Origin of the sequence: Dapis hubbardiae BLCC-M172 (genome assembly GCF_050016015.1) — a bacterium.
Classification (GTDB): domain Bacteria; phylum Cyanobacteriota; class Cyanobacteriia; order Cyanobacteriales; family Microcoleaceae; genus Trichodesmium.
This window is the reverse complement of sequence record NZ_JBNHEQ010000042.1, coordinates 1-26,768: the sequence shown is the minus strand read 5'-3', so window position 1 is coordinate 26,768 and position 26,768 is coordinate 1. Positions and strand designations below refer to the sequence as shown.

22 protein-coding genes are annotated in these 26,768 nt (G+C 35.4%); 9 read left to right on the top strand and 13 right to left on the bottom strand.

Going from position 1 to position 26,768, the window contains the following annotated elements:
- Positions 1-17 precede the first annotated feature (17 nt).
- From ACP6PK_RS04600 to ACP6PK_RS04590, 3 genes are all read right to left on the bottom strand, one after another.
- Complete coding sequence (locus tag ACP6PK_RS04600) at positions 18-353, bottom strand: XisI protein (RefSeq protein WP_426558162.1); 336 nt, start codon at positions 351-353, stop codon at positions 18-20.
- Complete coding sequence (locus ACP6PK_RS04595) at positions 341-757, bottom strand: XisH family protein (RefSeq protein ID WP_426558160.1); 417 nt, start codon at positions 755-757, stop codon at positions 341-343. The genes ACP6PK_RS04600 and ACP6PK_RS04595 overlap by 13 nt, the downstream gene beginning before the upstream one ends.
- Positions 758-992: 235 nt before the next feature.
- On the bottom strand, positions 993-2,000 hold the full coding sequence (locus ACP6PK_RS04590) for a S66 peptidase family protein (protein ID WP_426558176.1): 1,008 nt from the start codon (positions 1,998-2,000) through the stop codon (positions 993-995).
- Positions 2,001-2,452: 452 nt separating this feature from the next.
- On the opposite strand from ACP6PK_RS04590, the gene ACP6PK_RS04585 reads away from it, so the two are divergent.
- The 3 genes from ACP6PK_RS04585 to galT all read left to right on the top strand — a co-directional run bounded on the left by ACP6PK_RS04585 (position 2,453) and on the right by galT (position 7,974).
- Positions 2,453-5,137 carry an AAA-like domain-containing protein gene (locus ACP6PK_RS04585; protein ID WP_426558158.1) on the top strand — a complete coding sequence of 895 codons (2,685 nt, stop codon included), beginning with the start codon at positions 2,453-2,455 and terminating at the stop codon, positions 5,135-5,137.
- An 821-nt stretch (positions 5,138-5,958) separates the two neighbouring features.
- Complete coding sequence (locus tag ACP6PK_RS04580; RefSeq protein WP_426558156.1) at positions 5,959-6,942, top strand: pentapeptide repeat-containing protein; 984 nt, start codon at positions 5,959-5,961, stop codon at positions 6,940-6,942.
- Between the two features lie 30 nt (positions 6,943-6,972).
- Positions 6,973-7,974 (top strand): galactose-1-phosphate uridylyltransferase, encoded by a 1,002-nt coding sequence (gene galT / locus ACP6PK_RS04575; protein ID WP_426558154.1) that lies wholly within the window; start codon positions 6,973-6,975, stop codon positions 7,972-7,974.
- Here galT and purN read toward each other — a convergent pair.
- From purN to ACP6PK_RS04560, 3 genes are all read right to left on the bottom strand, one after another.
- Positions 7,960-8,631 carry a phosphoribosylglycinamide formyltransferase gene (purN, locus tag ACP6PK_RS04570; RefSeq protein ID WP_426558152.1) on the bottom strand — a complete coding sequence of 224 codons (672 nt, stop codon included), beginning with the start codon at positions 8,629-8,631 and terminating at the stop codon, positions 7,960-7,962. The genes galT and purN overlap by 15 nt on opposite strands.
- Before the next feature lie 508 nt (positions 8,632-9,139).
- Positions 9,140-9,760 (bottom strand): GNAT family N-acetyltransferase, encoded by a 621-nt coding sequence (locus tag ACP6PK_RS04565; protein ID WP_426558150.1) that lies wholly within the window; start codon positions 9,758-9,760, stop codon positions 9,140-9,142.
- Between the two features lie 277 nt (positions 9,761-10,037).
- The gene (locus ACP6PK_RS04560) at positions 10,038-10,808 is read right to left on the bottom strand and encodes a Uma2 family endonuclease (RefSeq protein ID WP_426558148.1); all 771 of its coding nucleotides are present in this window, start codon (positions 10,806-10,808) and stop codon (positions 10,038-10,040) included.
- Positions 10,809-11,010: 202 nt separating this feature from the next.
- On the opposite strand from ACP6PK_RS04560, the gene ACP6PK_RS04555 reads away from it, so the two are divergent.
- On the top strand, positions 11,011-12,399 hold the full coding sequence (locus ACP6PK_RS04555) for a DNA cytosine methyltransferase (RefSeq protein ID WP_426558146.1): 1,389 nt from the start codon (positions 11,011-11,013) through the stop codon (positions 12,397-12,399).
- Here ACP6PK_RS04555 and ACP6PK_RS04550 read toward each other — a convergent pair.
- The 7 genes from ACP6PK_RS04550 to ACP6PK_RS04520 all read right to left on the bottom strand — a co-directional run bounded on the left by ACP6PK_RS04550 (position 12,389) and on the right by ACP6PK_RS04520 (position 19,382).
- Positions 12,389-12,751 (bottom strand): hypothetical protein, encoded by a 363-nt coding sequence (locus ACP6PK_RS04550; protein WP_426558144.1) that lies wholly within the window; start codon positions 12,749-12,751, stop codon positions 12,389-12,391. The genes ACP6PK_RS04555 and ACP6PK_RS04550 overlap by 11 nt on opposite strands.
- A 49-nt stretch (positions 12,752-12,800) precedes the next feature.
- The gene (locus tag ACP6PK_RS04545) at positions 12,801-13,226 is read right to left on the bottom strand and encodes a type II toxin-antitoxin system VapC family toxin (RefSeq protein WP_426558142.1); all 426 of its coding nucleotides are present in this window, start codon (positions 13,224-13,226) and stop codon (positions 12,801-12,803) included.
- Positions 13,199-13,489, bottom strand: a complete 291-nt coding sequence (locus ACP6PK_RS04540; protein WP_426558140.1) for a hypothetical protein — start codon at positions 13,487-13,489, stop codon at positions 13,199-13,201. Before ACP6PK_RS04540 ends, ACP6PK_RS04545 begins: the two co-directional genes overlap by 28 nt.
- Before the next feature lie 221 nt (positions 13,490-13,710).
- A complete protein-coding gene (locus ACP6PK_RS04535; protein WP_426558138.1) occupies positions 13,711-14,154 on the bottom strand; it encodes a hypothetical protein in 444 nt (147 codons plus the stop codon).
- 214 nt (positions 14,155-14,368) lie between these two features.
- Positions 14,369-17,179: a preprotein translocase subunit SecA gene (gene secA, locus ACP6PK_RS04530; protein WP_426558136.1), complete on the bottom strand. Its 2,811-nt coding sequence runs from the start codon at positions 17,177-17,179 to the stop codon at positions 14,369-14,371.
- A gap of 706 nt (positions 17,180-17,885) precedes the next feature.
- Positions 17,886-18,431: a diheme cytochrome C gene (locus ACP6PK_RS04525; protein ID WP_426558134.1), complete on the bottom strand. Its 546-nt coding sequence runs from the start codon at positions 18,429-18,431 to the stop codon at positions 17,886-17,888.
- A gap of 45 nt (positions 18,432-18,476) precedes the next feature.
- Positions 18,477-19,382 (bottom strand): MBL fold metallo-hydrolase, encoded by a 906-nt coding sequence (locus ACP6PK_RS04520; RefSeq protein WP_426558132.1) that lies wholly within the window; start codon positions 19,380-19,382, stop codon positions 18,477-18,479.
- Positions 19,383-19,823: 441 nt separating this feature from the next.
- Here ACP6PK_RS04520 and yqeK point away from each other — a divergent pair, with 441 nt between their 5' ends.
- The 5 genes from yqeK (at position 19,824) to ACP6PK_RS04495 (ending at position 26,569) form a co-directional block, all read left to right on the top strand.
- Positions 19,824-20,480: a bis(5'-nucleosyl)-tetraphosphatase (symmetrical) YqeK gene (gene yqeK, locus ACP6PK_RS04515; RefSeq protein ID WP_426558130.1), complete on the top strand. Its 657-nt coding sequence runs from the start codon at positions 19,824-19,826 to the stop codon at positions 20,478-20,480.
- 79 nt (positions 20,481-20,559) lie between these two features.
- Positions 20,560-20,979: a ribosome silencing factor gene (gene rsfS / locus ACP6PK_RS04510; protein WP_094674279.1), complete on the top strand. Its 420-nt coding sequence runs from the start codon at positions 20,560-20,562 to the stop codon at positions 20,977-20,979.
- Between the two features lie 68 nt (positions 20,980-21,047).
- Positions 21,048-21,548, top strand: a complete 501-nt coding sequence (locus ACP6PK_RS04505) for a CGLD27 family protein (RefSeq protein WP_426558128.1) — start codon at positions 21,048-21,050, stop codon at positions 21,546-21,548.
- Positions 21,549-21,949: 401 nt separating this feature from the next.
- A complete protein-coding gene (locus ACP6PK_RS04500; protein ID WP_094673573.1) occupies positions 21,950-22,900 on the top strand; it encodes an asparaginase in 951 nt (316 codons plus the stop codon).
- Between the two features lie 1,098 nt (positions 22,901-23,998).
- Complete coding sequence (locus ACP6PK_RS04495; protein WP_426558126.1) at positions 23,999-26,569, top strand: CHAT domain-containing protein; 2,571 nt, start codon at positions 23,999-24,001, stop codon at positions 26,567-26,569.
- Positions 26,570-26,768: the final 199 nt, after the last annotated feature.

Here is a 26,768-nt window from a genome sequence, read left to right as displayed (position 1 = left end):
ACCAGTGTAGTCAATAATTAATTCACTGCAAATTCTGTAAAAACTCGGACATCTGGCGGATGAAAACCCAAGACAATTTGATTTTTAGGAATACCTGCTCTCAGTAGATCGGATGCTATTCCATCCTCTAAACCATCCCGATGTATCCAGATTTTATTTCCAATAATCTCTATATGAACTAAACACCCATGAACTTGTACGTCATCTTCCCATCCTTGAGTAATTAATAAAAAATTATTCCTATCCTCACTTATAATTAAACGGCATTGTAAATCTCCGTAAGCATAGGGAATTTCTGTATATTCTTCGAGTTCCTGTTGAATAATGGCGCGATATTGAGCTAAGGTATCCATTGCGAGACCTCCTTTTTTTTACTTTCAAATACTAATAAATTGACTTTATACTTGTTAATAACTAACTCTCCAATAGGTTCTGAAAAAATAGCCTGATAAGTTATTTTCCGCACTGCTAGATACAACAAAAAATCTGGTTGCACTTCTTCCAATACTGCCCGATAAAGTAAATACTGACCTAAAGCTTGTTCTAAATCTGCAATACTAGAAGGATTAGTAAAACTCTTGATTTCAACAGCTATTTTTTGCTCTGCTTTTTGAGCAGCAATTAATTTACTTAACCCTAAGTCTACAAAAAGTTCTCTGGCTCCCCATTTAAGACGGAATGGGTCATTAGTCACTGTCCATCCATCTTTAATCAAAGCATTTTTCACCACATTATGATAAATATCTTTTGCAGGCATCTTCCAATTTTTCTCCTCTAACTTCTGCTTTCTTCAATCAACCTCCATGTATTCGGCAGCATACATATTTTAATGATATAACTTTAGCTTCTATTATAACTTCTACTCAGTAGACCCGTTTTGATCAAATCGCAAAACCCTGTAGAGACCTTGAATGCAAGGTCTCTACAAAGTAGGATATAGTGGGAATATCTATACCAGATTTAGTATGACTTCTATTCTCTACCTCTACCCTTTAAAAAACAGCACTTTCCAACATTTTAATTGTACCGCGACTTGCATCAATTTCTACTTCTACTCCCAATGGCACTGTAAACTTATCCCGAATATGACCGATCGCCGTACCATACCAAGCAGGAATACCTAGAGGTCGAATAATATCTAACAAAACCTGCCATAATGTTAACGTGGGAAAATTATCCTCTTCATCCAGACATCGAGTACATCTGGCAAACACAAAACCATTCAACTGTTGCAAAATGCCAGCTAAACTCAAATGAGTCAACATTCGATCTACCCGATAAACATCCTCTCTGATATCCTCGACAAACAAAATTTTCCCTCGCCAGTCTGGCAAAAAATTCGACCCCACCATCGCCGTTAACACAGACAAATTTCCCCCCACCAGTCGCCCCCGCGCTTTTCCACTTGTAATAGTTTCCACAATATTCGGGGGCGGTTGCAAGGTCATCGCTTTTCCTTCAAACAATATACTTTTGAGATAACCAACAGAAAATTTATTCCAGGTAGATGTACCAAAGGGACCGTGAAATGTCACCAAACCACTGCGAGCATATATTGCCAATAACAGAGCAGTAATATCGCTGTAACCTATGATAATTTTGGGATTTTTCCGAATTAAGTCATAGTCTAACAATGGCAAGATGCGACTGCTACCCCAACCACCTGTAGTTGCCACCAATGCTTTTACCTCGTCATCGGCAAACATGGCATTAATATCTGCAGCCCGGTCTCTATCTTTACCTGCTAAATATCCATATCGATCTAGAGCGTGGGTGCCAACTTTTACTTTGAATTTTTGTTGCCCTAAAACTAAATTGACGTATTTGAGTTCATGTTTGAAAATCATACTAGCAGGACTAACTACTGCTACAGTATCGCCAACTTTAAGGCGGGGTGGTTTGAGGATGGGTAGAGGCGATAAACGCTTATTGGCAGCAGTAAGTTGGGTTGCCAATAAACTTAGACCTAATAATTTTAAAAAGTGACGGCGATCGCTCATCATTAAAGTAGGAATAAAAAAGCATAAATTTATTGATTATATTCTATAGGAAAAGGTGACAATAAAACGACTATTTTTACTAATTATAATTGGCAAAAGTTGCTGAAAAATTTCAAATATGTTGGTTGAAGGAGGGGGAATTTATGAATTATTCCTACTTCTATTATTTGTAATATTCTTTGATAAATCAGCTCTAATAAAATTCTCAAAAACTTTTTTAAATTTTCCCATTACGGGGGAGTAGGTAGGGATGTTACATTCAACGTCCCTACTCCCTCTTTTCTAATGATAAGATAGTAAATATAGCAATCGTAAATAGGTTGTAAGATTTGACCGTAGGGGTTTGGTTTCCAAATCCCTTTTTTCCCTGGGCTTGGAGACCAAAACTCTACAGTTTTTTCTCATATCTCATTCCTGATTGCTATAATTAATTAATTTATTTAGATATTGAAATGTCTGAAAATAATTCTCTGATTAATCAAACTCTAAGACAACATTACAAAATTATCGAACAATTAGGTTGCGGGGGTGGCTTTGGAGAAACTTATATTGCTGAAGATATAGATATACCAGAAAATCCTAAACCTCGGTGTGTTGTTAAACGACTCAAACCAACAATTAAGCATCAACAAGTCCAGAGATTATTTCAACAAGAAGGTGAAATTCTTAACCGACTTGGAAAATCTGATAAAATTCCTACTTTATATGCTTATTTTGAACATAATCAAGAATTTTATTTAGTTCAAGAACTAATCATAGGTCACGATTTAAACGAAGAAATGAACCAAGGTTGGAGTGAAGCTAAAGTTAAAAATTTCTTGTCAGAAATTTTAGAAGTTTTGGCATTTGTACATCAAAATGGGGTGATTCATCGAGATATTAAACCAGGGAATATTATGCGACGCAACCATGATGAAAAATTAATGTTAATTGACTTTGGTGCAGTTAAAGAAGTGAGTAATATAGTTGTTAATTCTCTAGGACAACCTAGTAGTACAATTGCTGTGGGTACTCCTGGTTATATGCCTGTGGAACAAGCTCAAGGTAGACCACAATTTGCTAGTGATATTTATGCAGTTGGTATTACTGCAATTCAAGCTTTGACAGGAGTTACACCTAGGAATTTTATCCAAGATGAATTGGGGGAAATAGAGCTGCAAAAATTAGCTCCTAATATAAGTGAAAATCTGGCTAATTTTTTAACAAAAATGGTTAGGGTTAATTGGAAACAGCGTTACTCTGATGCAGCAGTAGCTTTGCAAGTTTTGCGGGGAAATATTGATCCTATTTCTGAGATGTTTAATTGGATTTTATTAAAAGCAATTATTGGTTTGGTTAGTCAGGATATAAGTTGTGATTTTAATATTTTTCAAAGTAGTCTTGAATCTTTTATTGAGCGCCTCCGCCAAAATAATACTTCTGTGAATTATGAACTATATAAAGTTACGAGTAAATCTTTACTAAAAGCACAGGAAAAAATTGTTATTAAATATAGAAATCAGATAGGAGGTTCTTTTCCCACACTTATTCAATATTCACCATTTCACTCTCAGGAACAACGGGAAACTTTAGGTTGGATTAATCAAAAATTATCTAAGTTAAGAAGTCAGCTAAAAAATCTAAATCAAGCAGAATCTCTGACAAGTTTTACAGAAGATATTAGTTGTTTATTAATTCCCTTGCCTCCAGCAGATAAAATTCCTGATTTATGCCAAAGATTTATCCAAGTATTACTTCAAGGAAATGAACCAGATGAGTATTTAGAAAAACTTCAAGATAATGTGAATGGGTTATTAAACTTAGTGGCGATTAATTTTATTCAAGAAATGCAGCAAAATCAGTTAGTCAAAGAAATCTTTGAGTCTGATTTTTTAGGGATAATTAATCAACAACTACCATCAACTAAATTCACCTTAGAAGACTTAGAGAATTCTCTGCAAAAAGTTAGACTAGAATTAACTGACTTCAGTACACAGCAAGAACAATGTCAAACAATCATAATATCACCACCTATTAATTGCGATATTACACAACCAGGCAATTCACAAATAAATAGTAAAGATATTGATTTATCCTCTAATAATTTGACTTTTAAACAAGACCAAAACTCAAGTAAACAAGAGTTACTATTAGATACTCCTTCTGGTCAAGTAGCACTTAATTCTCCTTTTTATATAGAGCGTTTACCCATAGAATCAGAGTGTTATGAAACTATTCTAAATCCAGGAGCATTAATTCGAGTAAAGGCACCCCGACAGATGGGAAAAACTTCTTTAATGAGTCGAATTTTGAATTATGCTGAACACCAAGGATATCGGAAAGCTTGTTTAAATTTTCAGTCAGCAGATGAAGAATTTCTGACTAATCTCGATTTATTTTTACAGTGGTTTTGTGCCAGTATTACTAATGAACTTAGTCTCGAAGAAAAATTGTCTGAATATTGGCAAGGAGTATTAGGGAGTAAAAACAAATGTACAAATTATTTTCAAAGATATCTACTCTCAGAAATTTCTACTCCTGTAGCTTTAGGGTTAGATGAAGTAGACCAAGTTTTTCAACATCCAGAAATTGCAACTTCCTTTTTTGCCTTGCTCAGAACTTGGCATGAACGTGGCAAAAATGAGGCAGTATGGCAAAAGTTAAGGTTAGTCATTGTACATTCTAAAGAAGTCTATATTCCCCTAAATATTAATCAGTCACCTTTTAATGTTGGTTTGCCTATAGAATTACGAGAACTTAACTCGGCAGAAGTAGAAAATTTGGTAAAATTACATCATTTAGAATTGTCTTCAGAACAGATAAAAGAATTAATGGCAATGGTAGGAGGACATCCTTATTTAGTCCGTCAAGCTCTCTATCATATTGCCCGGAAAAAAATCACTTTAGAAAAACTATTACAGGTCGCTCCCACAGAAGAAGGCCCCTATTGCGACCACCTGCGTCGCCACTTAAATAATCTTGAAGAAAATCCAGAATTATTAACAGCAATTAAACAAATTATTGCTGTAGATTATCCTGTACCTATAGGCACAAAAGAAGGTTTTAAATTACGCAGTATGGGATTAGTAAAATTTCAAGGCAATTCAGTCATGCCTCTATGTGAATTGTATCGGAGATATTTTAGCGATCGCCTGTAAACCTAAACTTGAAAATCTTAAATTTGCATTTTATCCTGTTTGAAGTCTATAAATAATGTATTGACCAAGTAATTATTTACTATAAATAGAGGTTCAATCATATTAGATAAATCATTAAAAAGAATCCTAATAAAAGGAAATTTATGCTACCTAATACCATTTCTCAAAAACTTTTCTACATTTTCTTGAGCCTAGAGTAGTGGAGAAGTAAAATATGAATAATTAACACCCTCCTGGATAATAATTATCGAAAAGGTTCTATGCGCCTGTGTTAATTACTTAATAATTGAAGTACCACCTAAGTATAGCATTACTTCTGGTAATTAGTATAAGTACAGGCAATTGATGAATTTATCCTACAATCCTAGAAACAACTAGAGTATCCATCTTTATATTTTTTCTTTGAAACTTCTTACTTCTTACCTCTTCCTTCTTGCTTAAATTTACTATTGTGGTATTACTCTATTAAATTTATATTAAATTTCGTCGCAATTGTAAAAAAAATATATATTTTTGCTTGATTGTTTATGTTTATTTTCCCTGTTTTTTGTTGCCTATTCTCTGTTTATTATACCCGAAAACTACTATTTTGTAAGATTTTCGTAGAAGACAAAATTTATCAATCATTTTGATCAAAATAACAAAGTAAGAATTTAACTTCTGACTTCTGACTTCTGACTTATGACTTCGTTAACTAAGCTCTTGACAATGAACTATCTCAATCATATATCATTATGAATATAAACAAAATAATCATGGTATGAGGTGCATCCAATGTCTTTATTTTATCCCAAAAAAACCCTCATTATAATCGTGAAAATATGCTTTTAATCAAAAAATATTTATCCCAACTATACAATTATCGAAAATTAGCAAGATTACTGAGAAGTACAGTTAGATTTATCTATGGTTTGCTAGAAATTATTACTGTTTTAATTGCCGTAATTCTGTTAATTTTAGGGATAATCTATATCGAAAATACTATAGAACAAAAAACAGAGTGGGGTAAAGCTTTACTAGACTCAATTGAACACTCCCAAATTATGGGAACTATTGAAAATATTAGCATTGTTACAGCATTAGTTATTTACATTAGGTGGGGAAAAAAGAAATCCCATTATCAAGCTTGGCAAGTAATTGACTCCGCCCAAGGATTAGATATTAGCTATGCTAGAATTAGAGCGTTAGAAGAACTTGTTAAGGGAGGTGTTTGTTTAAAAGGTTTATCTTTACCTAAAGTCAATTTAGACCAAGTTAATTTAGTAGATGTAGATTTTAAAGAAGCCAACCTTCAAGGAGCAAAATTTTTAGAGGCAAACCTTCGAGGAGGCAAATTTGAATTGACTCAATTACAAGGTGCTTTTCTCTGGGGAGCAAATCTTCAAGATAGTTTTTTTCTATTAACTCAACTCCAAAAAGCAAACCTCAGTTCAGCAAATCTCAAAAATTCTGACCTTCAAGGAGTTAACCTCTTGGAAGCTTGTTTACAAAAAGCTAATTTAGAGGGAGCTTATATATTAGGAAACCTCCAAGGTGTTGATTTACAAGAAGCAAATTTAAAAGGAACAAACCTACAGGGTTGTTATCTAAAAAATGCCAACTTTAAATCTGCAAATTTGAAAGGAGCTAACTTACAAGATGCCAATTTACAGGGAGCTAATTTCCAAGATGCTAATCTACAAGATACCAATTTGCAAAAAGTAAAAGGGCTACATCCATCACAAATTCAATCTGCTAATAACTGGCAACAAGCTAAATATTCAAAAGAATTTTATTCTCAGCTAAACTTACCGCCAGGAAAATAATCAAGTTCACCTAAATTTATCAAACATAATATGAACAAAAGTCATATCCGGCTCAACAAAACCACAAGAGAATGGGTAATTTATGCACCAAATAGAGGCAAACGTCCCCAGGATTTTCAACAAGAACATATAGTACAAAACCAGGCAGAAAGTCACTCTCCCAAATGCCCTTTTTGTACTGGTAATGAACACCTTCTACGGCCGATTCTTTTAGAGAAACAAAACCCAGAAAATACTGACTGGCAAATTCGTGTTATGCCTAATAAATTTCCGGCCTTAACCCCAGATGGAAATACTCATCGAAAATTAGAAGGAATTTATCTCACAATGCCTGGTTATGGTAGACATGAAGTAATTATTGAAAGTGCCAAACATAACCAAGATATTCCCACAATGTCTATCCAAGAAGTAGAGATGATTATTGATACTTACCATCAACGTTATATCGAACTTATGGAAATAGATGAAAGTATGATGGTAATTATTTTTAGAAATCATGGAAAAAAGGCAGGAGCTTCATTAGTTCACCCCCATTCTCAGATTATTGCTACTAGCATTGTTCCCCAACATAGACGCTGGCAAGAAGAAGAAGCTCAAAGATATTATGACGATTTTGGTTGTTGTGTATACTGTGAAATATTAGCATTTGAACAGCAAGATAAAAAGCGAGTAATTGAGGAAAATTCATCATTTTTAGCCTTTATTCCTTTTGCTGCTAAAGTACCTTTTGAAATTTGGATTATGCCTAAAAAACATGAAGCTGATTTTGGCAGTATTTCCGAGTCAGAAAAGTCAGATTTTGCATTAATTCTCAAAAATATCCTAACTAGATTATCAGAAAAATTAAACGACCCAGATTATAATTATGTAATTAATACTGCTGCTCGTTATAAAGCAGAAGAACCCCAGGTACATTGGTATTGTCAAATTGAACCTCGACTTACCACACCTGCGGGTTTTGAAATTGCTTCTGGTATTCGGATTAATCCCTCACTTCCTGAACTAGATGCTGAATTTTTAACTACTACTTAAATCCTGATTTTTTGATGCAGCAAGAGCAATAGCACCTACCATAATTTTATGTTCTTGTACTTGAATTCTTTCGTGGAGAGTTTCTGGTGTATCATCAGCTAAAATTGGTACAGCAGCCTGCATTAAAATCGGACCATTATCGACTTCTACATCTACTAAATGTACTGTACAACCAGTTATTTTTACTCCAGCTTTTAAAGCTTGTTCAACTGCTTTAATTCCTTTGAAACTTGGCAATAAACTAGGATGAATATTGATAATTTGATTAGGAAAAGCATTAATTAAAACCTGAGTAACAATTCGCATCCAACCAGCCATAATAACCCACTCTACATCATATTCTTGTAGAGTTTTAACAATCTGACTATCAAATTCTTCTCTATTTTTGTATTCTCGATGATTTAACAATACCGATGGAACATTCCACTTTTCTGCTCTAGATATAACCTTAGCTCCAGGATTGTTATAAATCATTACCTGAATTTGAGCATTTAATTTTTGATTATTTATTGCCTCTGCAATAGCCTCAAAATTACTCCCACTACCAGAAGCGAGAATTCCTAATTTTAGAGGAGAGGATTTTGGGAAGCCACTCTCAGGAATACCTGGAGAAATTAGACAAGAATTAGAATTCAGTAGTTGAGTTTCAGTTGTCATTTTTTTTAGTTAAATAGTAAAACATGGAATAGGGAATAGAGAATAGTTAGAAAAACATTTCCTAGTCTAAACTCTTATAATAATCCGTGCTTATATTGTAATATTTTATTGGGTATAAAACATAGAAACCGGGTTTATATCAAATGCCTCAATATACCGAAATCTGTCTCCCATAAACCCGGTTTATTATAAGACTTCCATTGCCAGCGGATTTGATCTAAAAATGGGATATTGTAATATTTTATAGTAGGGGTTTGGTCTTCAAACCCAAACGCTAGTATGGGTATAAAGCATAGAAACATGGTTTATATCAAATGCCCCAATATACCGAAATATGTATCCCATAAACCCGGTTTATTATAACACTTCCATTGCCAGCGGATTTAATATAAAAATAGGATTTAGAGACCAAATCCCTACAGTTTTTTCACAAATCATTTCATATTGCTATATACTCACTATTAATAGCTCAATACTTACATTAAACACCAGTAAAAGCAGACATTACTTAAAATGGATGAAAGCCACATACTCTAGTAGATATTTTAATAGAAGAATCGTATTTTTTACCACTAAATTCTTCTTTGAGAATCGAATAAATTTTCAAATCCCGATATTTTCCCTTCATAAACATACATCCCCGCAAGATACCCTCATATTTCATTCCTACCTTCTCCATTACCCTAGCAGAAGCTATATTTTCAATTACACATCTAGCTTCTATTCTGTTTAACATCATCGTTCTAAAGCCAAAATAAATAATAGCATTAACCACCTCAGTCATATAACCCTTTCCCCAATATTTTCGAGATAAAGTGTAACCAATTTCTGCTTTAGCGTGTTCTACATTCCAGTCAATAAATCCAGCAGTACCAATAAATTTTTGCTCTGCTTTGTGAACAATACCCCAGTTAGAAAGCTGATTATTCTTATAATTATTAATCGTATATTGTAAAAACAATTTAGTATCTTGAATAGAGTTATGAGTGTACCAACCTGTATACTTTGAAACTTGTGAATCTTGAGCATATTCAAACATATCTTTTGCGTCCTTAAGAGACATTTTTCTCAAAAGAATTCGTTCGGTTTCAATAGTTGGTAAATTCCTAAAAAGATCCAGATTTGTCAAATCTTGAATTTCCCAATTTTATAGATGCCAGAAATTATTTAAGCATAACAATATATTATTAGTCAAGTATGATAATAATGGTCATTTTTTTCAGAATAACACCATTAAGTTTATAGGAAATATCAAGACCTTTTATTTGACAATAAGCTGTTGAGTTAAACTTCTAAAATTACACACTATATTAGTTAATGGAAGGCGATCGCTCTAGTGGTACGGAGTATTATCACTATTTGAGGTAGAGTAGCGTACTGCGTTACCCAACCTACAAAAAAACTATTTAACTCAACTTGTCAGGATCGATACCCAACTCTCGCAGTTTTGCTGCCAAGCGATCGGCTCGTTGTTCGGCATTAGTAGCCCGTTGTTTTGCCACTGCTGCCTCCTCTTCTGGGGTAGGAATCAAATTTCCTTCCAGAGTCATCCACCGCAACCAGAGTCTATCTATCTTACTGTAACTCCCTTGCCACAAACCCAGACTGAGTTCTATGCTAGGAAGCAACAAACGTCCGTGACTTAACTCTGCTCTTTGGTAGCGATCGCCTACTAAATGAAACGCCTGTATTTGATTAGTATAGCGACTGAAGGTAACATAATAAGGTACTCGCAGAATGCTCTCGTAAACTTCCCACTTAGTCGGAGGTTTTCCCGCTTTTCCTGGTGTCTCTCCTAAATCTTCATTTTCAGTACCCGGAGACAATAACTCCACCACCACCAAAGGGTTAACTCCTTCCTGCCAAACTACATAACTCAAGCGCATATCCCGTTCTTCATACAACCTGGGCACTCCCACAACTGCAAACCAGTCTGGGCGTTTATACCAATTAGGATGTTTGACATCGTAGTAGAGATTCATATCGCTGCCACAAAACAAGCGATCGGGATTTTTGTTGGGTGGTTGAAAAGTTTGGCGCAAAAGTTCAGGTTGGAAGTAGTGAAATTGGTCTGGCAAACCAGCTTCCTCCGGGTCTTCGCTTGGTAAGTCGTACATCGTAGGCAAAGTTTCCTTTGCTGGAAGTGGTGGTTCATATTGAACGGATATATTTGTCATATTATTCTTCTCGACATAGTTTTTATAGTTTTAAAAGCGACTCTATCTGCGCGTACTTTTTCCCATGATTACAGAGTAACACACTATTTGGACAAATGTGAAAATTGTATGATTTTTTTATGCGGGTGGAGCGATCGCTTACAAGTAATGTATAATTAAATTTATACTACTTTCTTTACTCAATCTTACCTGATATTTTTCTATGTTTTCTTCTTTTGAAACTAAATTAGCACTCAGTTTGTTTGCGGGTTCAGGAATTGGTGATAAAGGATTTGAAACTGCGGGTGTTCAATTCCTATTACATAATGAACTTATTGCAGAACGGGCTAGTTTAATCAAAACTAATTTTCCTAATTCTACTGTAATAAATGGAGATATTTTAGATAAAGAAGAAGAAATTATTAATACAGTTCACAAAATAATTGGCAACCAAGAACTATTTGCCATAGTTGCAACACCACCTTGCCAAGGAATGTCACAAAATGGGCTAGGAACACTTTTATTGAACGCGAGAAAAGGTCTACGCCCAAAATTAGACCCACGAAATAGACTCATATTACCTGCTCTTCGTATTGCCGTAGCATTAAAACCCAAATGGGTTATTTTTGAGAATGTGTCACGAATGTCTAATACAGTTATAGAAGATGAAAATGGAAAATTAACACCTATTTTAGACTTAATTCCTAAATATTTAGGGTCTGAATATATTGGTGAAGCAAAAGTTGTTGAATTTGCTGACTATGGTATTCCACAACGTAGAAAAAGATTAATCACAGTTTATTCAAAACTAAAAAATTCTCAACATTTTTTACATTCTGGTGGTTCTTTAATTCCGCCACAAACTCACGATAAATTGGGAAATAATTCGCTTCCAAAATGGATTACAGTTAAAGATACTATAGGTAAATTTCCATATCTAGATGCTCAAACTTCAAAAACAGCAAAACATCCTAATTTACCGTTTCACTATGTACCTATATTAACTCCTGAAAAATATCAATGGATTAGCCACACTCCTGAAGGAGAATCAGCATTTAATAATCAGTGCATTAACCCAAAATGTGGGTTTGAAAATAACCCTACACATAGAGCTTCTCGCGACTCATCAGGTATTAATCGAGCGAATAATAATACTCCTTTATACTGTATTAAATGCGGTCATTTATTACCACGACCATTCACTAAAACTAAAGACGGAAAATTGAGAATCATGCGAGGTTTTACCAGCGCTTACAAGAGAATGAGCTGGGATATTCCCGCTCCTACACTAACACAAAACCTAAGTTTTCCTTGCTCAGATCATAATATTCATCCTACACAAAATCGTGTACTCTCTCTAGCTGAAGCTTTGAAATTACATACAATTTCAGATTTTAATTATCAGTGGGGACCTTTGATTTGTAAAAATAAAGAAATTAAGCAAGCGTCAGATACTTTAATCAGAGAATCAATCGGCGAAAGTATCCCACCAAAATTTATGTATTTGCTTGGTCAACACTTAATTAATATTACTGAAGGAAATATTGATACAACTCTAAAAGAAAATCCTTTACAGCTTGAACTATTTTCTTTAAGTAATTTTAGTAGTTAATTCCTAGCTTTTTGAAGAACTGAATATAAGCTGGTAAATCTGGTAATAAAACCCAATTGTTCATCAATTTATTTCTAGCAGTTTTTTTAGTAACACAAACACTTGTTGTTCTTCCACCTCCTGCTTTGGGAATTGTATTTGAAAAGTCATCTGGTACAAGTTTATTAGAATAAAAAGCTGACATAATTGTTGGTATTCCCTCAAAATAATCCCAGAATAAAGCTAGTAAATTATTAATATACTGGTGATGTCCTTTCCAATCTAAACCTGTTAGAAAAGATATTCTTGGATCGCCCATGGGTAAATTACTCGTTACTCCTGTTTTCAAATTTCCACAAATTGTACTTGCCATTACTATTATTTGCTAAATTTACTTAATTTTAATGGATATTTAGAAAAAATTACGGCATAATCTCAAAAAATTGACAATGCTTAGGTCGAAATAGCTGAAAATCTCTTCGATCCAAAGTTAAGACTTTCGTAATTTCCAAACGTTCTGCTATTGCCATGACGCTAGCATCTACAAAATCAATTCTAGTGTCTTGATATATCTCCAAAATTTCTGCCACTCGCAACAAATCTTCTGAAGTTAAAGCTAATATCATAAATCGACTATTCAGCAAATAACGCAAGCTAGTCGCTACCATTATTGTACCAACTTCACGACCTACTAAATAAGCAACTTCAGCTAATACTGTTTGGGGTAATAAAATCTGTTGTTGCTGTCTATAAATCTCTGCTACTTCAAGATGTCTAATATCTTTTTGATTCATCAAAGCCACAACAAAACCAGTATCTGCTATGGAGATATTTCTTTGTAAGACCATCCTGATTTTTCCCTAATTTCTCCTTGTAAAATTTCCTCAGAATTAGTCGCTAAATCTGGGGAAGCAGCAAATAAACCAATTAAAGGTTCGGTTTCTAAGTTCTTATTTTCATGGCTAAATTCTAGATCGGGTTGGGATTGATAATTAGCAGATTTTGTTTGCTCTTTCATTTGAGCTATGATTTTTTCCATTAGCCATATTTTCTCCTCGAAAGATAAGTTATTAATAGCATTTTCTAGCTGAAGCAATTTAGATGAAACCATTATGATTTTTGTGATATAGAAAATAAATTACATCATACGGTTATGATTATAACACAATACGCTTTCCTTTCTCTGCAAAAGAATAGCGATCACCAGAATATCTTCCTAACAAACAAGCGACAGCAAATGGGGCTGCGATGATGGGTTGACAACTTGCCCAGAGACGATGTTAATATGCACTCTGGTTTTGAATTTTTTGACATCTGGTGTTTTTTTTCTCATCAATTTTTAAATAGACACTCCAAATATCCCCTCTCTTTAAAAATTACTCCCCCACTCTTACTACACATTCTTTCAAATTCCATTCTCCCTATCCTATTCCTTTCTTCCTTATCTCCTTCATCCTTATTCCTTGAATATTCTTCCAAACTTTCAATGAGTTCTACAACTCCAACATATCTAAATTTTTTTTCTAAACCCACTACTACCAACATACCTCTGACTTCTTCTTCTCTTATATAATTTCCTAAATAATCTAACTCCTTATAATCTTCAATTACATACCAGAAACTGCTTTCACTTAGCATTTTCTTCATCTTTTCATCACCAACATCCTCTGCTGCACTTATCATCTTTTCATCACCAACATCCTCTACTGCACTAGAACAGCTAAACAACACTACAGGGATTAGCGTTAACATTAATATTTTATAAAATCTTTTCATAATGAATAATCTGTTTCAGTTTTTCAAAAGTGCAAATTTCTAGGAATAACTATTGTTCGCTAAGGCTTTCTCCAATTGATAATGGATAATGATTAAAACTTTAAACTTTGAGTAACAAGCAAACTTTTTGAATGCAAAAAGTCTTCAATTTGGTACAAAAGTTAGCAATCAAATAATTATCAATTATCCATTATCAATTATCCATTAATCAAAACTACACCGTCTCTGTCGCCGCAGTCTCCACAGCAGGTTGCGGTTGGAACTGGAACATCGAATAAACCACATTCCTCCGAATATCCGTCATCATATCCAAGAACAACTCATAACCCTCACTCTTATACTCAATCAACGGATCTTTCTGTCCATAACCCCGCAAACCAACAGATTCCCGCAACGCATCCATCTGCTGCAAATGCTCCCGCCACAAAGTATCAATTTGCTGCAAAATAAAGAAACGTTCCGCATCCCGCATCAAACCACCACGAATCTGATTCACCTGCGCCTCCTTAATATCATAGGCATTCCTTACCTGCTCATGCATAAAAGTCTTAATGTCATCCATCGACAGATCGAACAACTGCTCCGGAGTTAAATCTGCCAACAAATACACAAACTGCTTCACCTTCTCCACCAACTTATCCAACTCCCACTCTTCCGAAGGCAACTCAGGATTAATATACGCTTCCACAATATCATCCATAGTTTGCTCCGCATACTTAATCACCTGTTCCTTCAAATCCCTACCTTCCAATACCCGTCGGCGTTCCGCATAAATCGCCCGACGTTGGTTATTCATCACCTCATCATACTCAAACACCTGCTTCCGCATATCATAATAATATGTTTCCACCTTCTTCTGGGCACCTTCCAACGAACGAGTCAACAACCCAGACTCAATCGGCATATCTTCCTCAACGCCAAACGCCTGCATCATTCCAGCCACGCGATCGCCACCAAAAATCCGCAATAAATTATCTTCCAAACTCAAGAAAAACCTAGTCGATCCAGGGTCTCCTTGTCTCCCCGCTCTTCCCCGCAACTGATTATCAATACGGCGTGACTCGTGGCGCTCAGTACCAATAACGTGCAACCCACCAGACTGTATTACTCCGTCATGTTCCTTATCTGTGTAAGTTTCGTATTCTTTGCGAATTAAGTTGTAAACTTCCCGCAACTTCTGAATAACTGCATCTTGAGTCGGAGCTTTTTCAGCAGCGATCGCCACCTTATCTTCCACCACCAATTCTGGTAACGCTCTCTCTCCCCACTCTTTCACGGCAAAATCTACTGCTGATTTCAACATACCCTCAGTTTGTGGCGACAACTTCACCGGGAATATTTGAGGCGAAACCTTCCAAGTTTTCACCTTTTTCTCAGGACCAAAACCTTTTGCTGAATTAGACTTCTTCGCTCCTGCTATCCGCACCATACCCATAGCATCATCATCTTCTGGTTTCACAACTCTTGGCATCAGATACTCCCGTAGTTTCAACCTTGCCATGTACTCAGCATTTCCACCCAAGATAATATCTGTACCTCGACCTGCCATATTCGTGGCAATTGTCACCGCACCACCACGACCTGCTTGTGCCACAATTTCTGATTCCCGCTCCACATTTTCTGGTTTAGCATTCAGCAGTTGGTGAGGAACTTTCAATTGACCTAATAAGTTAGATAGTAACTCTGACTTTTCGACACTGGTTGTACCTACTAAAACCGGGCGACCTTCTTCGTGCATTTCTGCACATTCTTGAGCGATCGACTTCCATTTTCCTGCTTCTGTTTTATAAACCACATCTGATAAATCTTTTCTACCAGTTGGTCTATTAGTAGGTACGATAGTTACTTGGAGATTATAAATCTTTTCAAATTCTGTTTCTTCCGTTTTTGCCGTTCCCGTCATTCCCGATAATTTGGGATAAAGTAGGAAGAAATTCTGATAAGTAATAGTTGCCAGTGTTTGAGTTTCTGGTTGAATATCTACCCTTTCTTTTGCCTCGATCGCCTGATGCAGACCATCACTCCAACGTCGTCCTGGCATTACCCTACCAGTAAATTCATCAACAATAACAACTTCTTCATCACGCACAATATAGTTAACATCTTTGATAAATAACTCTTTAGCTTTCAAAGCATTAAATACAAAATGTGCCCAAGGATCTTCAGGGTTATATAAATCTTGTACTCCCAATAATTGTTCTGCTTCAGCAAAACCCTCATCAGTCAATAACACATTTCTGGCTTTTTCATCTACTTCATAATGTTCCTTTTCTTTATCCAAAGCTGCTGCTATTTGTGATGCTTTAATATACTTTTCACTCGGTCTTTCTACCTGACCAGAAATAATTAAAGGAGTTCGTGCTTCATCTACCAATACAGAGTCAACTTCGTCAATAGTGCAAAAATTAAATGGACGTTGTACTACCTCATCCATAGTAGTTGCCATATTATCACGCAAGTAGTCAAATCCAACTTCGCTGTTAGTAGCATAAGTAATGTCGCAGGCATAATTCCTTTTCCGTTCCTCTGGGTTCATACCCTGCTGAATTAACCCTACACTTAAACCCAGAAACCTATGCACTTGTCCCATCCATTCCGCATCCCGTCTCGCTAGGTAGTCATTAACAGTAATAACATGAACACCCTTACCTGTTAGACCATTTAAGTATGCTGGCAAAGTAGAAACCAGAGTTTTACCTTCCCCAGTTTTCATTTCTGCTATTTGGCCTTGATGTAAAATAATGCCCCCCAATAGTTGGACATCAAAGTGTCGCATACCCAGGACTCGCTTTCCTGCTTCCCGAACAACTGCAAAAGCTTCTGGTAAAATTTCTTCTAAAATTTCTTTTTCTTCATCCTTAGTTTTTGCTTTTTCTAGAGCTTGTCTAAATTCTCCTGTTTTTGCCCTCAGCTCTTCATCTGAAAGCTTTTGAATATCTTCTTCAAGAATATTAATATCTGTCACCCAAGGTTGAAATTTCTTGAGCTTGCGTGCGTTGGGGTCTCCGAGAAGTTTTTTGAACATAGTTATTATTTAAGTTAAATTCCAATTATTAACTGTCAAAATGGTTGTTTTCATTACCATTTTTTCTTGATTTTGTCAATATACCTCTTGTCTGAGTTGAGTCAGTTTAGAACTATTTGCTTGTTAAAAAATGGGTATCAATTATTTTATCAAAAATTGACTGGTCTAAAACCATGCCCGATCTAGGTGGGGAGTGTGGGGAGTGTGGGAAGTGTGGGGAGTGTGGGAAGTTTCAGGAGGTTTGGGAGAGCGAATCTTGTCTGTTCAAAATGCTAACTTTTTGAGCTTTTCAGTCTAAAAAGCTGGCACTTTTTTCACTCTAAAAATGCTAAAACCTTAATACTTTTGAATATTTATACTTATTAATTTGATTTTTTACTTTTGACTTAAAGACTTAGGTTTTCCCTGGAGTGTTTTTTTATGGTTTTTCAACCTATATTCCTACTTTTGAATTTTGACTTTTTACTTTTGACTTAAAGACTTAGGTTTTCCCTAGAGTGTTTTTTGTATGGTTTTTCCACCTATCTTTCTACTTTTGACTTAAAGACTTAGGTTTGCCCAGGGGTGGTTTTTTGTATGGTTTTTCCAGCTATCTTCCTACTTTCATTACTTTTGAATTTTGACTTTTGACTTTTGACTTCACTTCCATTACTTCTGACTTCTGTACGGGGGAATGGCCATTCCCCCCTACTGACTTCTGACTTCGTTAATCTGGCCATTCTGAGTTAAGAGTCCGATAGTCAAAATTTGTAACCTTGGGATGACAAGAAATACAAGCCTTGATATTTAATTGTTGAGGCAGTTCAACTTTTGGATGAAGTGCCTTGAAATAACGAGAACTAGCAATTCTGTACGGTATTCTCTCATCTTGCTGAGATTTGCGACGAGAAGAAACTTGTAGATAATTCCAAATAAGTTGACGCGGTGGATCTATGAGAGGAGGGAGTTGTACACCGTAGTGTTGAGAATCTCGAAGAATTATTTGCCAACTTTCTGTAGGGAGGACTTGAGGAGGTACTGCAACGTGACAAGTAGCACAATTCTCTAAGTACAACGATAGTCCTAACCGATAACGTTGGGGAACCACATCAACATTACTAATTAATTCAGAATCAATTTGTGAAATAGTCGTTGCAGTAGAGATTTTTGCCATAACCCAACCACAACTCGTACTCCACAAAAATATCAGTAGTAACAGTAAGAAAAGAGGTGGTCGTTGTCTAGACCTATTTCTGAGATTAGCTCTTGACATGAATATAATCTCTGTGCTATTTTTTTATGCTTTATTTTGAGCTTACTAAACAATAGGAATTGTCATACCTTCTTTTGCTACTAACCCATTAGGAAATATTGATTGGAGAGCAACTTGAATTTCATCCAATAAATCATCACTATGACCAGGATCGTGTTGAAACATTGCTATTTGTTTGACTCCTGCTTTTTTTGCTATCTCTACAGCTACCTCCCAAGTAGAATGTCCCCAACCGATTTTCGGGGATTTCACATCATAATATTCTTCATTTGTGTAGGTAGCATCATATATTAATATATCGGCATTACGAGCTAGATGAAGTACATTTTCATCAAAGCGGTCTTCATAATGTTCTGTATCTGGACAATAAACTACAGTTTTACCCTCCCAACAAACTCTATATCCAACGGCAAAATTTGGGTGATTTAGAGGAGCTGTTTCAATCTCAATATCATCAAGCTTAATTACATCTCCATTCTTAAAGTCATTAAACTTCATCTCCGAACCCATTACCTGTAAAGGAATAGGAAAGTTAGGATTTACCATTTGATCGGATAAAGCTTCCTTAATTGTAGTACCATCAGGTGCTATTGCCCCATAGATGTGAAATTTATTAATTGGTACAAATGCAGGTATAAAAAATGGGAAACCTTGAATATGGTCCCAGTGAGTATGACTAAAAAATATATGAGCTTCGATTGGCATTTGCTTAAGTAGGTTTAAACCCAATACTCTTAAACCCGTACCTCCATCAAAAATCAAACGTTTTCCCCCTACACGCATTTCTACACAAGAGGTATTACCACCATAGCGAACTGTGCTACTACCGGGAGTAGGTATGCTACCTCGCACACCCCAAAATTCAACAATAAACTCGGTTTCTAAGGTGTCTGACTGAGTAGCTGTTTCCTCAGACTGTGATATTGGGGATGAGGACTCTGAAGATGGCATATTTCTATGTTTCAGACTTTAGTGTTAGTACAAATCTGTGGAAAATTTCTTAATTTTCAATTTAGCTTATTCTAGCAAAATAAGCTATTACTCATTGCTAGTATATCTTGATATAATATTAGTATTGTAAGCTCTACGTTAATCAGAAAATTTTTATTCCCAAGGTGGAAATAACTGATATTTCTGTATTTATAACTCCCCAGCTCAAGAAAAATTTATCTATAGCTAAACAGCTAAATTATTGGAAATAGTGACTTATTCAAATAGATGGCAAAAATGAGACTCTTTTGATATTCACCCTTGAGAATTAGTATGAAAAAAAATTAACTCAAGAGTCCCTTACTAAAAAATCACTCCTATTATAATTTCAGTCTGTAGATAGAATTATATTTACAATAAACTGTTATAAAAATTATCATGCTTGGAGTAAGAATAATTTCTATGAAAGCTCAGGAACTCTCAATCAAACCAGAAAAATTAGACTTGGTTCAACTTAAAGAAAAAGTCTTAACATGGCTTTCAGATCATGTCCCTACCTCTAGGATCAGACATATTCTCAGAGTAGAAAAAATGGCAGAGGAACTAGCTAGCTATTATGGCTTAAACCAAGAAAAAGCTAAACTCGCAGGACTGATGCACGACTTAGCTAAATACTTTTCTCCACAAAGTCTATTACAAATCTCTAAGTCAGAAGGTTTAGAAATAGACTCAGTATTAGCAGTTTGTCCTCACTTGCTTCATGCAGATGTTAGTGCAATTGTGGCCAAAAAAGAATTTGGCATAGAAGATGAGGAAATTTTAGCAGCGATCGCTAACCATACATTAGGATGTCCGGCTATGAATCAGCTAAGTTGCATAGTTTTCCTGGCAGATACTTTGGAACCTGGTAGAGGTAAGACCCCTGAGCTAGAACATTTAAGACAATTAGCTTCCCAAAATCTCGACCAAGCAGTTTGGCTAAGCAGTGATTATACTATAAAACATCTGCTTGGCTTACATAGTTTGATTCACCCACGAATTCTATTGACTAGAAATTGGTTTATGGAAAAGGCCAAAATACAACTGGATGAACAGAAGATCCAGCAGACAATAAATTAACAAGATATGATTAATATAGAGGCCAAAAATTAGCCAATATCAATTAGCAATTCAATTAATTAAGGAAATAGATAATTTGATGTCAAATTACCCTCATATTCAATCCTTGTCAACCGAAACAAGTCTGACAAATTCGGGACCTGATGAAACCTTAGAATTGACATCCACAATTGTTAATGCAGCATTGGACCGCAAAGGAGATAACATTGTTGTCATTAAAGTATCAGAAGTATCTTATTTAGCAGACTACTTTGTGATTATTACAGGTTATTCTCATGTCCAAGTAAGAGCCATATCTCAGGCGATCGCCGAAAAGGTAGAACAAGAGAAGCAAGTTTATCCTTTAGGAGTCGAAGGCCAAAGCGAAAGTTCTTGGATCTTAATGGATTATGCTGATGTTATAGTTCATATATTAAAGCCCGAAGAACGAGATTTCTATAATTTAGAAGCATTCTGGGGTCATGCAGAAAGAATAGATATTTCATCATTGCTCGATTAGACTCAAACTGTCAATGTTAATTACTTCTTTACTGTTATAAAAATAAGTGAGAAAAAAATTTATTCTTTATGATTAAACAGATAGCATCTAGCTCTCCGGTTCCACCAGAACAACAACCAGCAAACGAATATGAAGAACTCAAAAATTCCTGGTTATTTGACTGGGTAACATTAGAAAGACCGAATTATTTAAGGAAGCTAGTCTGGGTTTGGATCTGGAGTTGGTTAGTTTCTGGCCCAGTCGCAGCAGCAAGTTTTCCTCCAGAAAAATATTTGGTGAAATTCTTACTGAGTGGTTCAGCAGGGGCAGGTTTGATTCTAATTTTGGTATTGTTACGACTTTATCTGGGTTGGAATTATATCCGGTCACGTCTGGCAAATACCACAGTTTTTTATGAGGAGTCTGGTTGGTATGATGGGCAAACATGGCTAAAAACACCAGAGGAAATTACAAAGGATAGATTAATACTTCAATATCAAGTTCAACCACTTCTGCAAAGATTACACAAAACTTTTTATAGTTTTATCTTACTAATTTTTCTGGGTGGAATTATCTGGTTGTGTTTATGAAATATTTCCAAAGCAGCTATTAAAATTTTTAATAATTGTAGATAATTGAGTCAGTATTTTTATTGATTTTTACCACCACCATTTTTGCTGAAAAAACTCAAACTAATAAGCATATTAATTGAGGAATGATTATAGTTAAAATCATTGATAGTTATATCTAGAAATAATCATTTCATTGGTGTTAATCTTAAACTTGATAAATACTATCCAAAAGTATCGTGAAATAATCTACTAGATCGATACTATACTTACCCTAAATAATAAATAAAAATGACCAGGAAGTAAGGTATTAAACCTTCCTGTTAAAGGAGATAAAAAAGGAAATTTCGTATTTTCTTGCCTCTGGCTGAAGCTTGAGGTAATTATAACTAATAACTAATAATTAATAACTGATAACTGAAATGACTAGGGGAAAAAGAACACAAACTGCACAACTGGAAGTAAGACTACTTAGAGAAGGTATTGTTGAATCAACTCACCAAGTTCAGGCCACAATATGTGACCACAGAGGCCGAGTTTTATCTTTGGCCGGAGATGCGGATACAGCCACATTTGTCCGTTCGGCTCTCAAACCATTTCAAGCTTTAGCAGTTACTACTACAGGTACTCTAGAAAGGTATGACTTAACTGATATAGACTTGGCCGTTATATGTAGTTCTCATCAAGGTACAACAGAGCAAGCAAGACAGGTATTTAACGTTTTATGGCGTTGTGATATTGACCCATCAAAGCTACAATGTCCAACTCCAGCCGGGAAAAATAGTCCTTTGCAATATAACTGTTCTGGTAAGCACGCAGGTATGCTTGCTGTTTGTCAGCAAAGAAATTGGCCGATGGAATCTTATCTGGAAATGAAGCATCCAGTACAACAGTTGATTATTAGCAAAGTTGCTGAATTGCTGGCCATGCCCGCAGCAGAATTTATCGGCGCTCGTGATGATTGTGGCGCTCCAACTTATCTTCTACAACTTAGTCAAATGGCAACTTTGTACGCCAAACTAGCTTCAGGTAATAGTTTGGATCTAGAACGAATTGTCCGCGCTATGACATATCATCCAGAAATGGTTGGGGGAGAAGGACATTTTGATACAGAGTTAATGCGCTTGACGGCTGGGGAAATTGTCAGTAAGTCTGGGGCTGAGGGAGTACAATGTATTGGCCGAGTCGGTGAAGGGATGGGTTTGGCTATAAAAGTTAATGATGGTGCAAAAAGGGCTAAATATGCAGTGGCAATTCATTTATTAACTCAGATGGGTTGGATAGATCCTACTATTGCTGAGACTCTGGCCAACAATTATATGTCACTTAGTAATGTTAAGCGTTTGGAAGTAGTGGGAGAAATGTTTATGTAGGGTTGAGGCTAGGAGTCAGGAGTCAGGAGTTAGGTAAAGTAGGGACGTTGCATGCAACGTCCCTACAGGTTTATCATTTTTTTGATATGCTTCATTGACTTGAAAACTGCTATCAGTGGATGTTCTGGAAAAAAATTTGAAAAAATTTGACTAAGGGGTTGCAATTTTGATTTAGTTATGGTTATAATAAAAAAGTTGACGCGGGATAGAGCAGTCTGGTAGCTCGTCGGGCTCAAGTTATAAGGAAAGATAAATTAAACCAAGCATAAACCAAAACCGCTAGTCGGTAAGCTTGAATCTTTACCTTGTAAAGGGCGGCATATAGGGAAACTTGTATGTGATTACTTGTCAAATTCGGGGAAGCCGTTAGCGGGGTAATCCCGAGCCAAGCTCCAAAATTAAGGAGAAGGTGTAGAGACTGGTTGGCAGGTACCCTAACAGTTCTAGTGTGATAGAAGCTGAGGGTAAAGGGACAGTCCAGACTACAAACTAATTCTGAAAGTTTCAGAGTTAAGGCAGTGAAAGCTGTAGTAGTAAGCATAACCCGAAGGTCGGTGGTTCAAATCCGCCTCCCGCCATTAAAAGTTAATAATATCAAAGAGAGTCTGGTAAATTTTAAGATTTACCAGACTTTTTTGATTTTTGTTCTCAATACTTGAATAAGGGTTAGGAGTCAGGAGTCATACTAAATCCGGTTTATAGAGTACCCTTTTGGGGAGATGGGGAAATGGGGAGATGGGGAGATGGTTAGAGAGGATTTTGAAAAAGGTACTTTTATTTTAATAACTGGATTTGGTATCAGGAGTTAAGAAGGATGGGGAGTAATATCAAATCCGGTAGTATCGGTATAAAAAAGCGTAGAAACCGGGTTTCTTTTCAACACCCCACTGCATAACATCTACACTCCCACAAACCCGGTTTCTTATAATACTCCATTGCCAACGGATTTGATATAAGAGAAAGATTTGGAATGGCGCTCGTGAAGTGAAAATTTTTTCTACCAAATTAAAAAGAATTTATATATAAATGCTTTTAGATTTAATCAGCAAGTCCTAATAAGTTAATGTATATATTAAAATTTTATGAATTTGGTAGAAAATGAGAAATTGGAAATATTTTAGATTAATTATCGGTACTGTATTTTTCTTGATTTTGCCTCCATCTCTAGTAATAGAGAAAATAGAGAAAGTGCAGATATATTCAAAAGTAGTTGCACAAGAGACTAAAAAATATAGCGATCGCCTTACCCAAGAAAACTCACAAACTGAAGCACAACAACTTGATGAGAAAGCTAAACAAGAAGTTGAAAATGGGGAGTTAGAAACTGCTTTACAAACTTGGCAGCAACTCCTAGATATTCATCAAAAGTTAGGCGATACAGATAAAATTGCTGCCACCCTACATAGTATCGGTACAGTTTATTATCAGCTCAGTCAATATCCTCAAGCATTAGCATCATTAAATAAAGCACTGAAAATTAGTAGAGAACTAGAGGATACTGCTGCTATCAGTAAAACTTTAAATGAAATAGGTGTTATCTACGATCGCCAAGGTAAATATCCGAAAGCTATAGAGTTTTATGAAGAAGCTTTAGAAATGGCTAAAAAGGAAACAGATAATGTTAATATTACTGCAATTTTAAGTAATCTTGGTTTAGTTAATTCTAGGTTAGCTCGCTATAAGGAAGCTATAGATTTTTATCAGGAATTTTTACAGCATGACCCTCCAAATAAAGCCACAATTTTCACTTATATTGGAGCTGTTTATCGCTACTTAGAAGAGTTTTCTCAGGCTTTAAAATTTTATCAACAAGCTTTAGAAATTTACGAAGAAAATGAAGACCTTCTGAATATAGCAACAACCCTAGATAATATAGGTGTAATTTATCGAGGACAGGAAAAATATTCCCAAGCATTAGAATATCATAATCAAGCATTATCTATTCGAGAAGAGTTAGGTGATCAAGATGGTAAATCAACAACTATTCATAATATTGGTATAGTGCATCGAGAGTCTGGTAAACATTCTGAATCTCTAGAATTTTTGACTCATACTTTAATTCTAGATAGACAACTGGGAAACTTGAATGGGGAAAGAATTAGTCTGGCTGATATAGGAAAATTATTAGAAAAAAATAATCAACCAGAATTGGCAATAATATTTTATAAAAAATCAATTAATATTACAGAAAAAATCCGTAAAGATTTACAGGTTTTACCAATTGAGGAACAAAGGTCTTATGTAGACGGCACTATTACTGATATATATCGTGCTTTAGCTAATTTATTGCTGGCAGAAAAACGAGCTATAGAATCACAGCAAATTCTTGATTTGTTGAAAGTACAAGAAGTATTTGAGTATATGGGAGATATGAAATATGATGATGATAAATCTAATCAAGTTATTATGCTAAGACTGGAAAATATTTTCACTGAAAAATATACTAAGTTCTTAGATGAAATAGGTAAAACTGACAATAAAAATCAGGATATTTCATTAGAAAAATTAGTCACTATTCACGATTTTATTGGTAGTGAGGAAGTCACAGAAATTAGGTCGGAAATAAAGAAGAAAGCTAAGAGTCAAAGACTTACGCCTGAAATGTTGGTTTTGTTACAGGCTCAACTAAAAGAACATAAAAAAGAAAATGCAGCAGTTTTATATCCTTTAATTTTAGAAGATCGGCTGGAATTAATTTTAGTTACTGCTAATTCTCCTCCAATTCATCGTACTGTTTTAGTTAATCAGAAAGAATTTGATAGAGTGCTTTTTGCGTTTATAGTAGGATTAATTGATAGAAGAGAAGTTAATGATATTTCTGATTCTAGAGTTATTAGAGCAGGATTAAAACTTTATAATTGGCTGATTGAACCAATAGAAAATGACATGAAAAACGGTAGAGTTCAAACAATTATTTATGCACCAGATGGCAAGCTCCGTTATATTCCTTTAGCAGCTTTATATGATGGAGAAAAATGGCTGGTAGAGAGGTTTAAAGTTAATAATATTACTGCTGCAAGTATTATGGATTTAACTCCTAGGAGAAATAGAAATATCCGCATTTTGGCAGGTGCTTTAACTGAAGGAAATTATAGTTTTGCAATTGGCAACAAACAGTTTGAGTTTGAAAGTTTGCCTTTTGCGGGAGTAGAGGTAGAAAAGCTAGCTAGTATATTTCCTCAAACTAAGAAATTATTAGGAGATGATTTTAGTAAACAATTTATGGAGTTAAGGATGGCTAGCCATAGTTTAATACATTTTGCCACTCATTCTGCTTTTGTTACTGGTAGTCCAGAAGATTCTTTTATATTATATGGAGATGGGGAACTTGCTAGTTTACGAGAAGTAGAAAACTGGAATTTGAATGGTGTAGAATTAGTGGTTTTGAGTGCCTGTGAAACTGGTAAAGGAAAACAACTAGGAGATGGTTCAGAAATTCTGGGTTTTGGTTATCAAATGCAAGCTGCTGGTGCAGCCGCAAGTTTAGCAACTTTATGGCGAGTAGATGATCAGGGAACTTCTGAATTTATGAATGATTTTTATACAGCTTTAAAGGGTGGGATAAATAAGGTTGGAGCGATACAAAAAGCACAAATTGCAATGATTAATAGTGAGTATAATCATCCTTATTATTGGGCACCATTTATTTTAATTGGCAATGGTTTTTGAAGAATGCAAAAGTCAAAAGTAAAAAGGCAAAAACAATCTATAACTGAGTAGGTTGGGTAGAACGAAGTGAAACCCAACAAAAGCTTATTACACCGCTTTTCAGATGGATAAACCACACCGTCATAACCAAAACCCAGTAGGGGCGAAAGATTGTTGTTGGGTTTCGTCCCATGCTGCGCAACCCTACGGGAACAACCCA

Excerpts from the sequence above, each read along its gene's own strand:
- ACP6PK_RS04600 (WP_426558162.1), bottom strand. The coding sequence starts at position 353 with ATGGATACCTTAGCTCAATATCGCGCCATTATTCAACAGGAACTCGAA.
- ACP6PK_RS04595 (WP_426558160.1), bottom strand. The coding sequence starts at position 757 with ATGCCTGCAAAAGATATTTATCATAATGTGGTGAAAAATGCTTTGATT.
- ACP6PK_RS04590 (WP_426558176.1), bottom strand. The coding sequence starts at position 2,000 with ATGAGCGATCGCCGTCACTTTTTAAAATTATTAGGTCTAAGTTTATTG.
- ACP6PK_RS04585 (WP_426558158.1), top strand. The coding sequence starts at position 2,453 with ATGTCTGAAAATAATTCTCTGATTAATCAAACTCTAAGACAACATTAC.
- ACP6PK_RS04580 (WP_426558156.1), top strand. The coding sequence starts at position 5,959 with ATGCTTTTAATCAAAAAATATTTATCCCAACTATACAATTATCGAAAA.
- galT (WP_426558154.1), top strand. The coding sequence starts at position 6,973 with ATGAACAAAAGTCATATCCGGCTCAACAAAACCACAAGAGAATGGGTA.
- purN (WP_426558152.1), bottom strand. The coding sequence starts at position 8,631 with ATGACAACTGAAACTCAACTACTGAATTCTAATTCTTGTCTAATTTCT.
- ACP6PK_RS04560 (WP_426558148.1), bottom strand. The coding sequence starts at position 10,808 with ATGACAAATATATCCGTTCAATATGAACCACCACTTCCAGCAAAGGAA.
- ACP6PK_RS04555 (WP_426558146.1), top strand. The coding sequence starts at position 11,011 with ATGTTTTCTTCTTTTGAAACTAAATTAGCACTCAGTTTGTTTGCGGGT.
- ACP6PK_RS04550 (WP_426558144.1), bottom strand. The coding sequence starts at position 12,751 with ATGGCAAGTACAATTTGTGGAAATTTGAAAACAGGAGTAACGAGTAAT.
- ACP6PK_RS04545 (WP_426558142.1), bottom strand. The coding sequence starts at position 13,226 with ATGGTCTTACAAAGAAATATCTCCATAGCAGATACTGGTTTTGTTGTG.
- ACP6PK_RS04540 (WP_426558140.1), bottom strand. The coding sequence starts at position 13,489 with ATGGTTTCATCTAAATTGCTTCAGCTAGAAAATGCTATTAATAACTTA.
- ACP6PK_RS04535 (WP_426558138.1), bottom strand. The coding sequence starts at position 14,154 with ATGAAAAGATTTTATAAAATATTAATGTTAACGCTAATCCCTGTAGTG.
- secA (WP_426558136.1), bottom strand. The coding sequence starts at position 17,179 with ATGTTCAAAAAACTTCTCGGAGACCCCAACGCACGCAAGCTCAAGAAA.
- ACP6PK_RS04525 (WP_426558134.1), bottom strand. The coding sequence starts at position 18,431 with ATGTCAAGAGCTAATCTCAGAAATAGGTCTAGACAACGACCACCTCTT.
- ACP6PK_RS04520 (WP_426558132.1), bottom strand. The coding sequence starts at position 19,382 with ATGCCATCTTCAGAGTCCTCATCCCCAATATCACAGTCTGAGGAAACA.
- yqeK (WP_426558130.1), top strand. The coding sequence starts at position 19,824 with ATGAAAGCTCAGGAACTCTCAATCAAACCAGAAAAATTAGACTTGGTT.
- rsfS (WP_094674279.1), top strand. The coding sequence starts at position 20,560 with ATGTCAAATTACCCTCATATTCAATCCTTGTCAACCGAAACAAGTCTG.
- ACP6PK_RS04505 (WP_426558128.1), top strand. The coding sequence starts at position 21,048 with ATGATTAAACAGATAGCATCTAGCTCTCCGGTTCCACCAGAACAACAA.
- ACP6PK_RS04500 (WP_094673573.1), top strand. The coding sequence starts at position 21,950 with ATGACTAGGGGAAAAAGAACACAAACTGCACAACTGGAAGTAAGACTA.
- ACP6PK_RS04495 (WP_426558126.1), top strand. The coding sequence starts at position 23,999 with ATGAGAAATTGGAAATATTTTAGATTAATTATCGGTACTGTATTTTTC.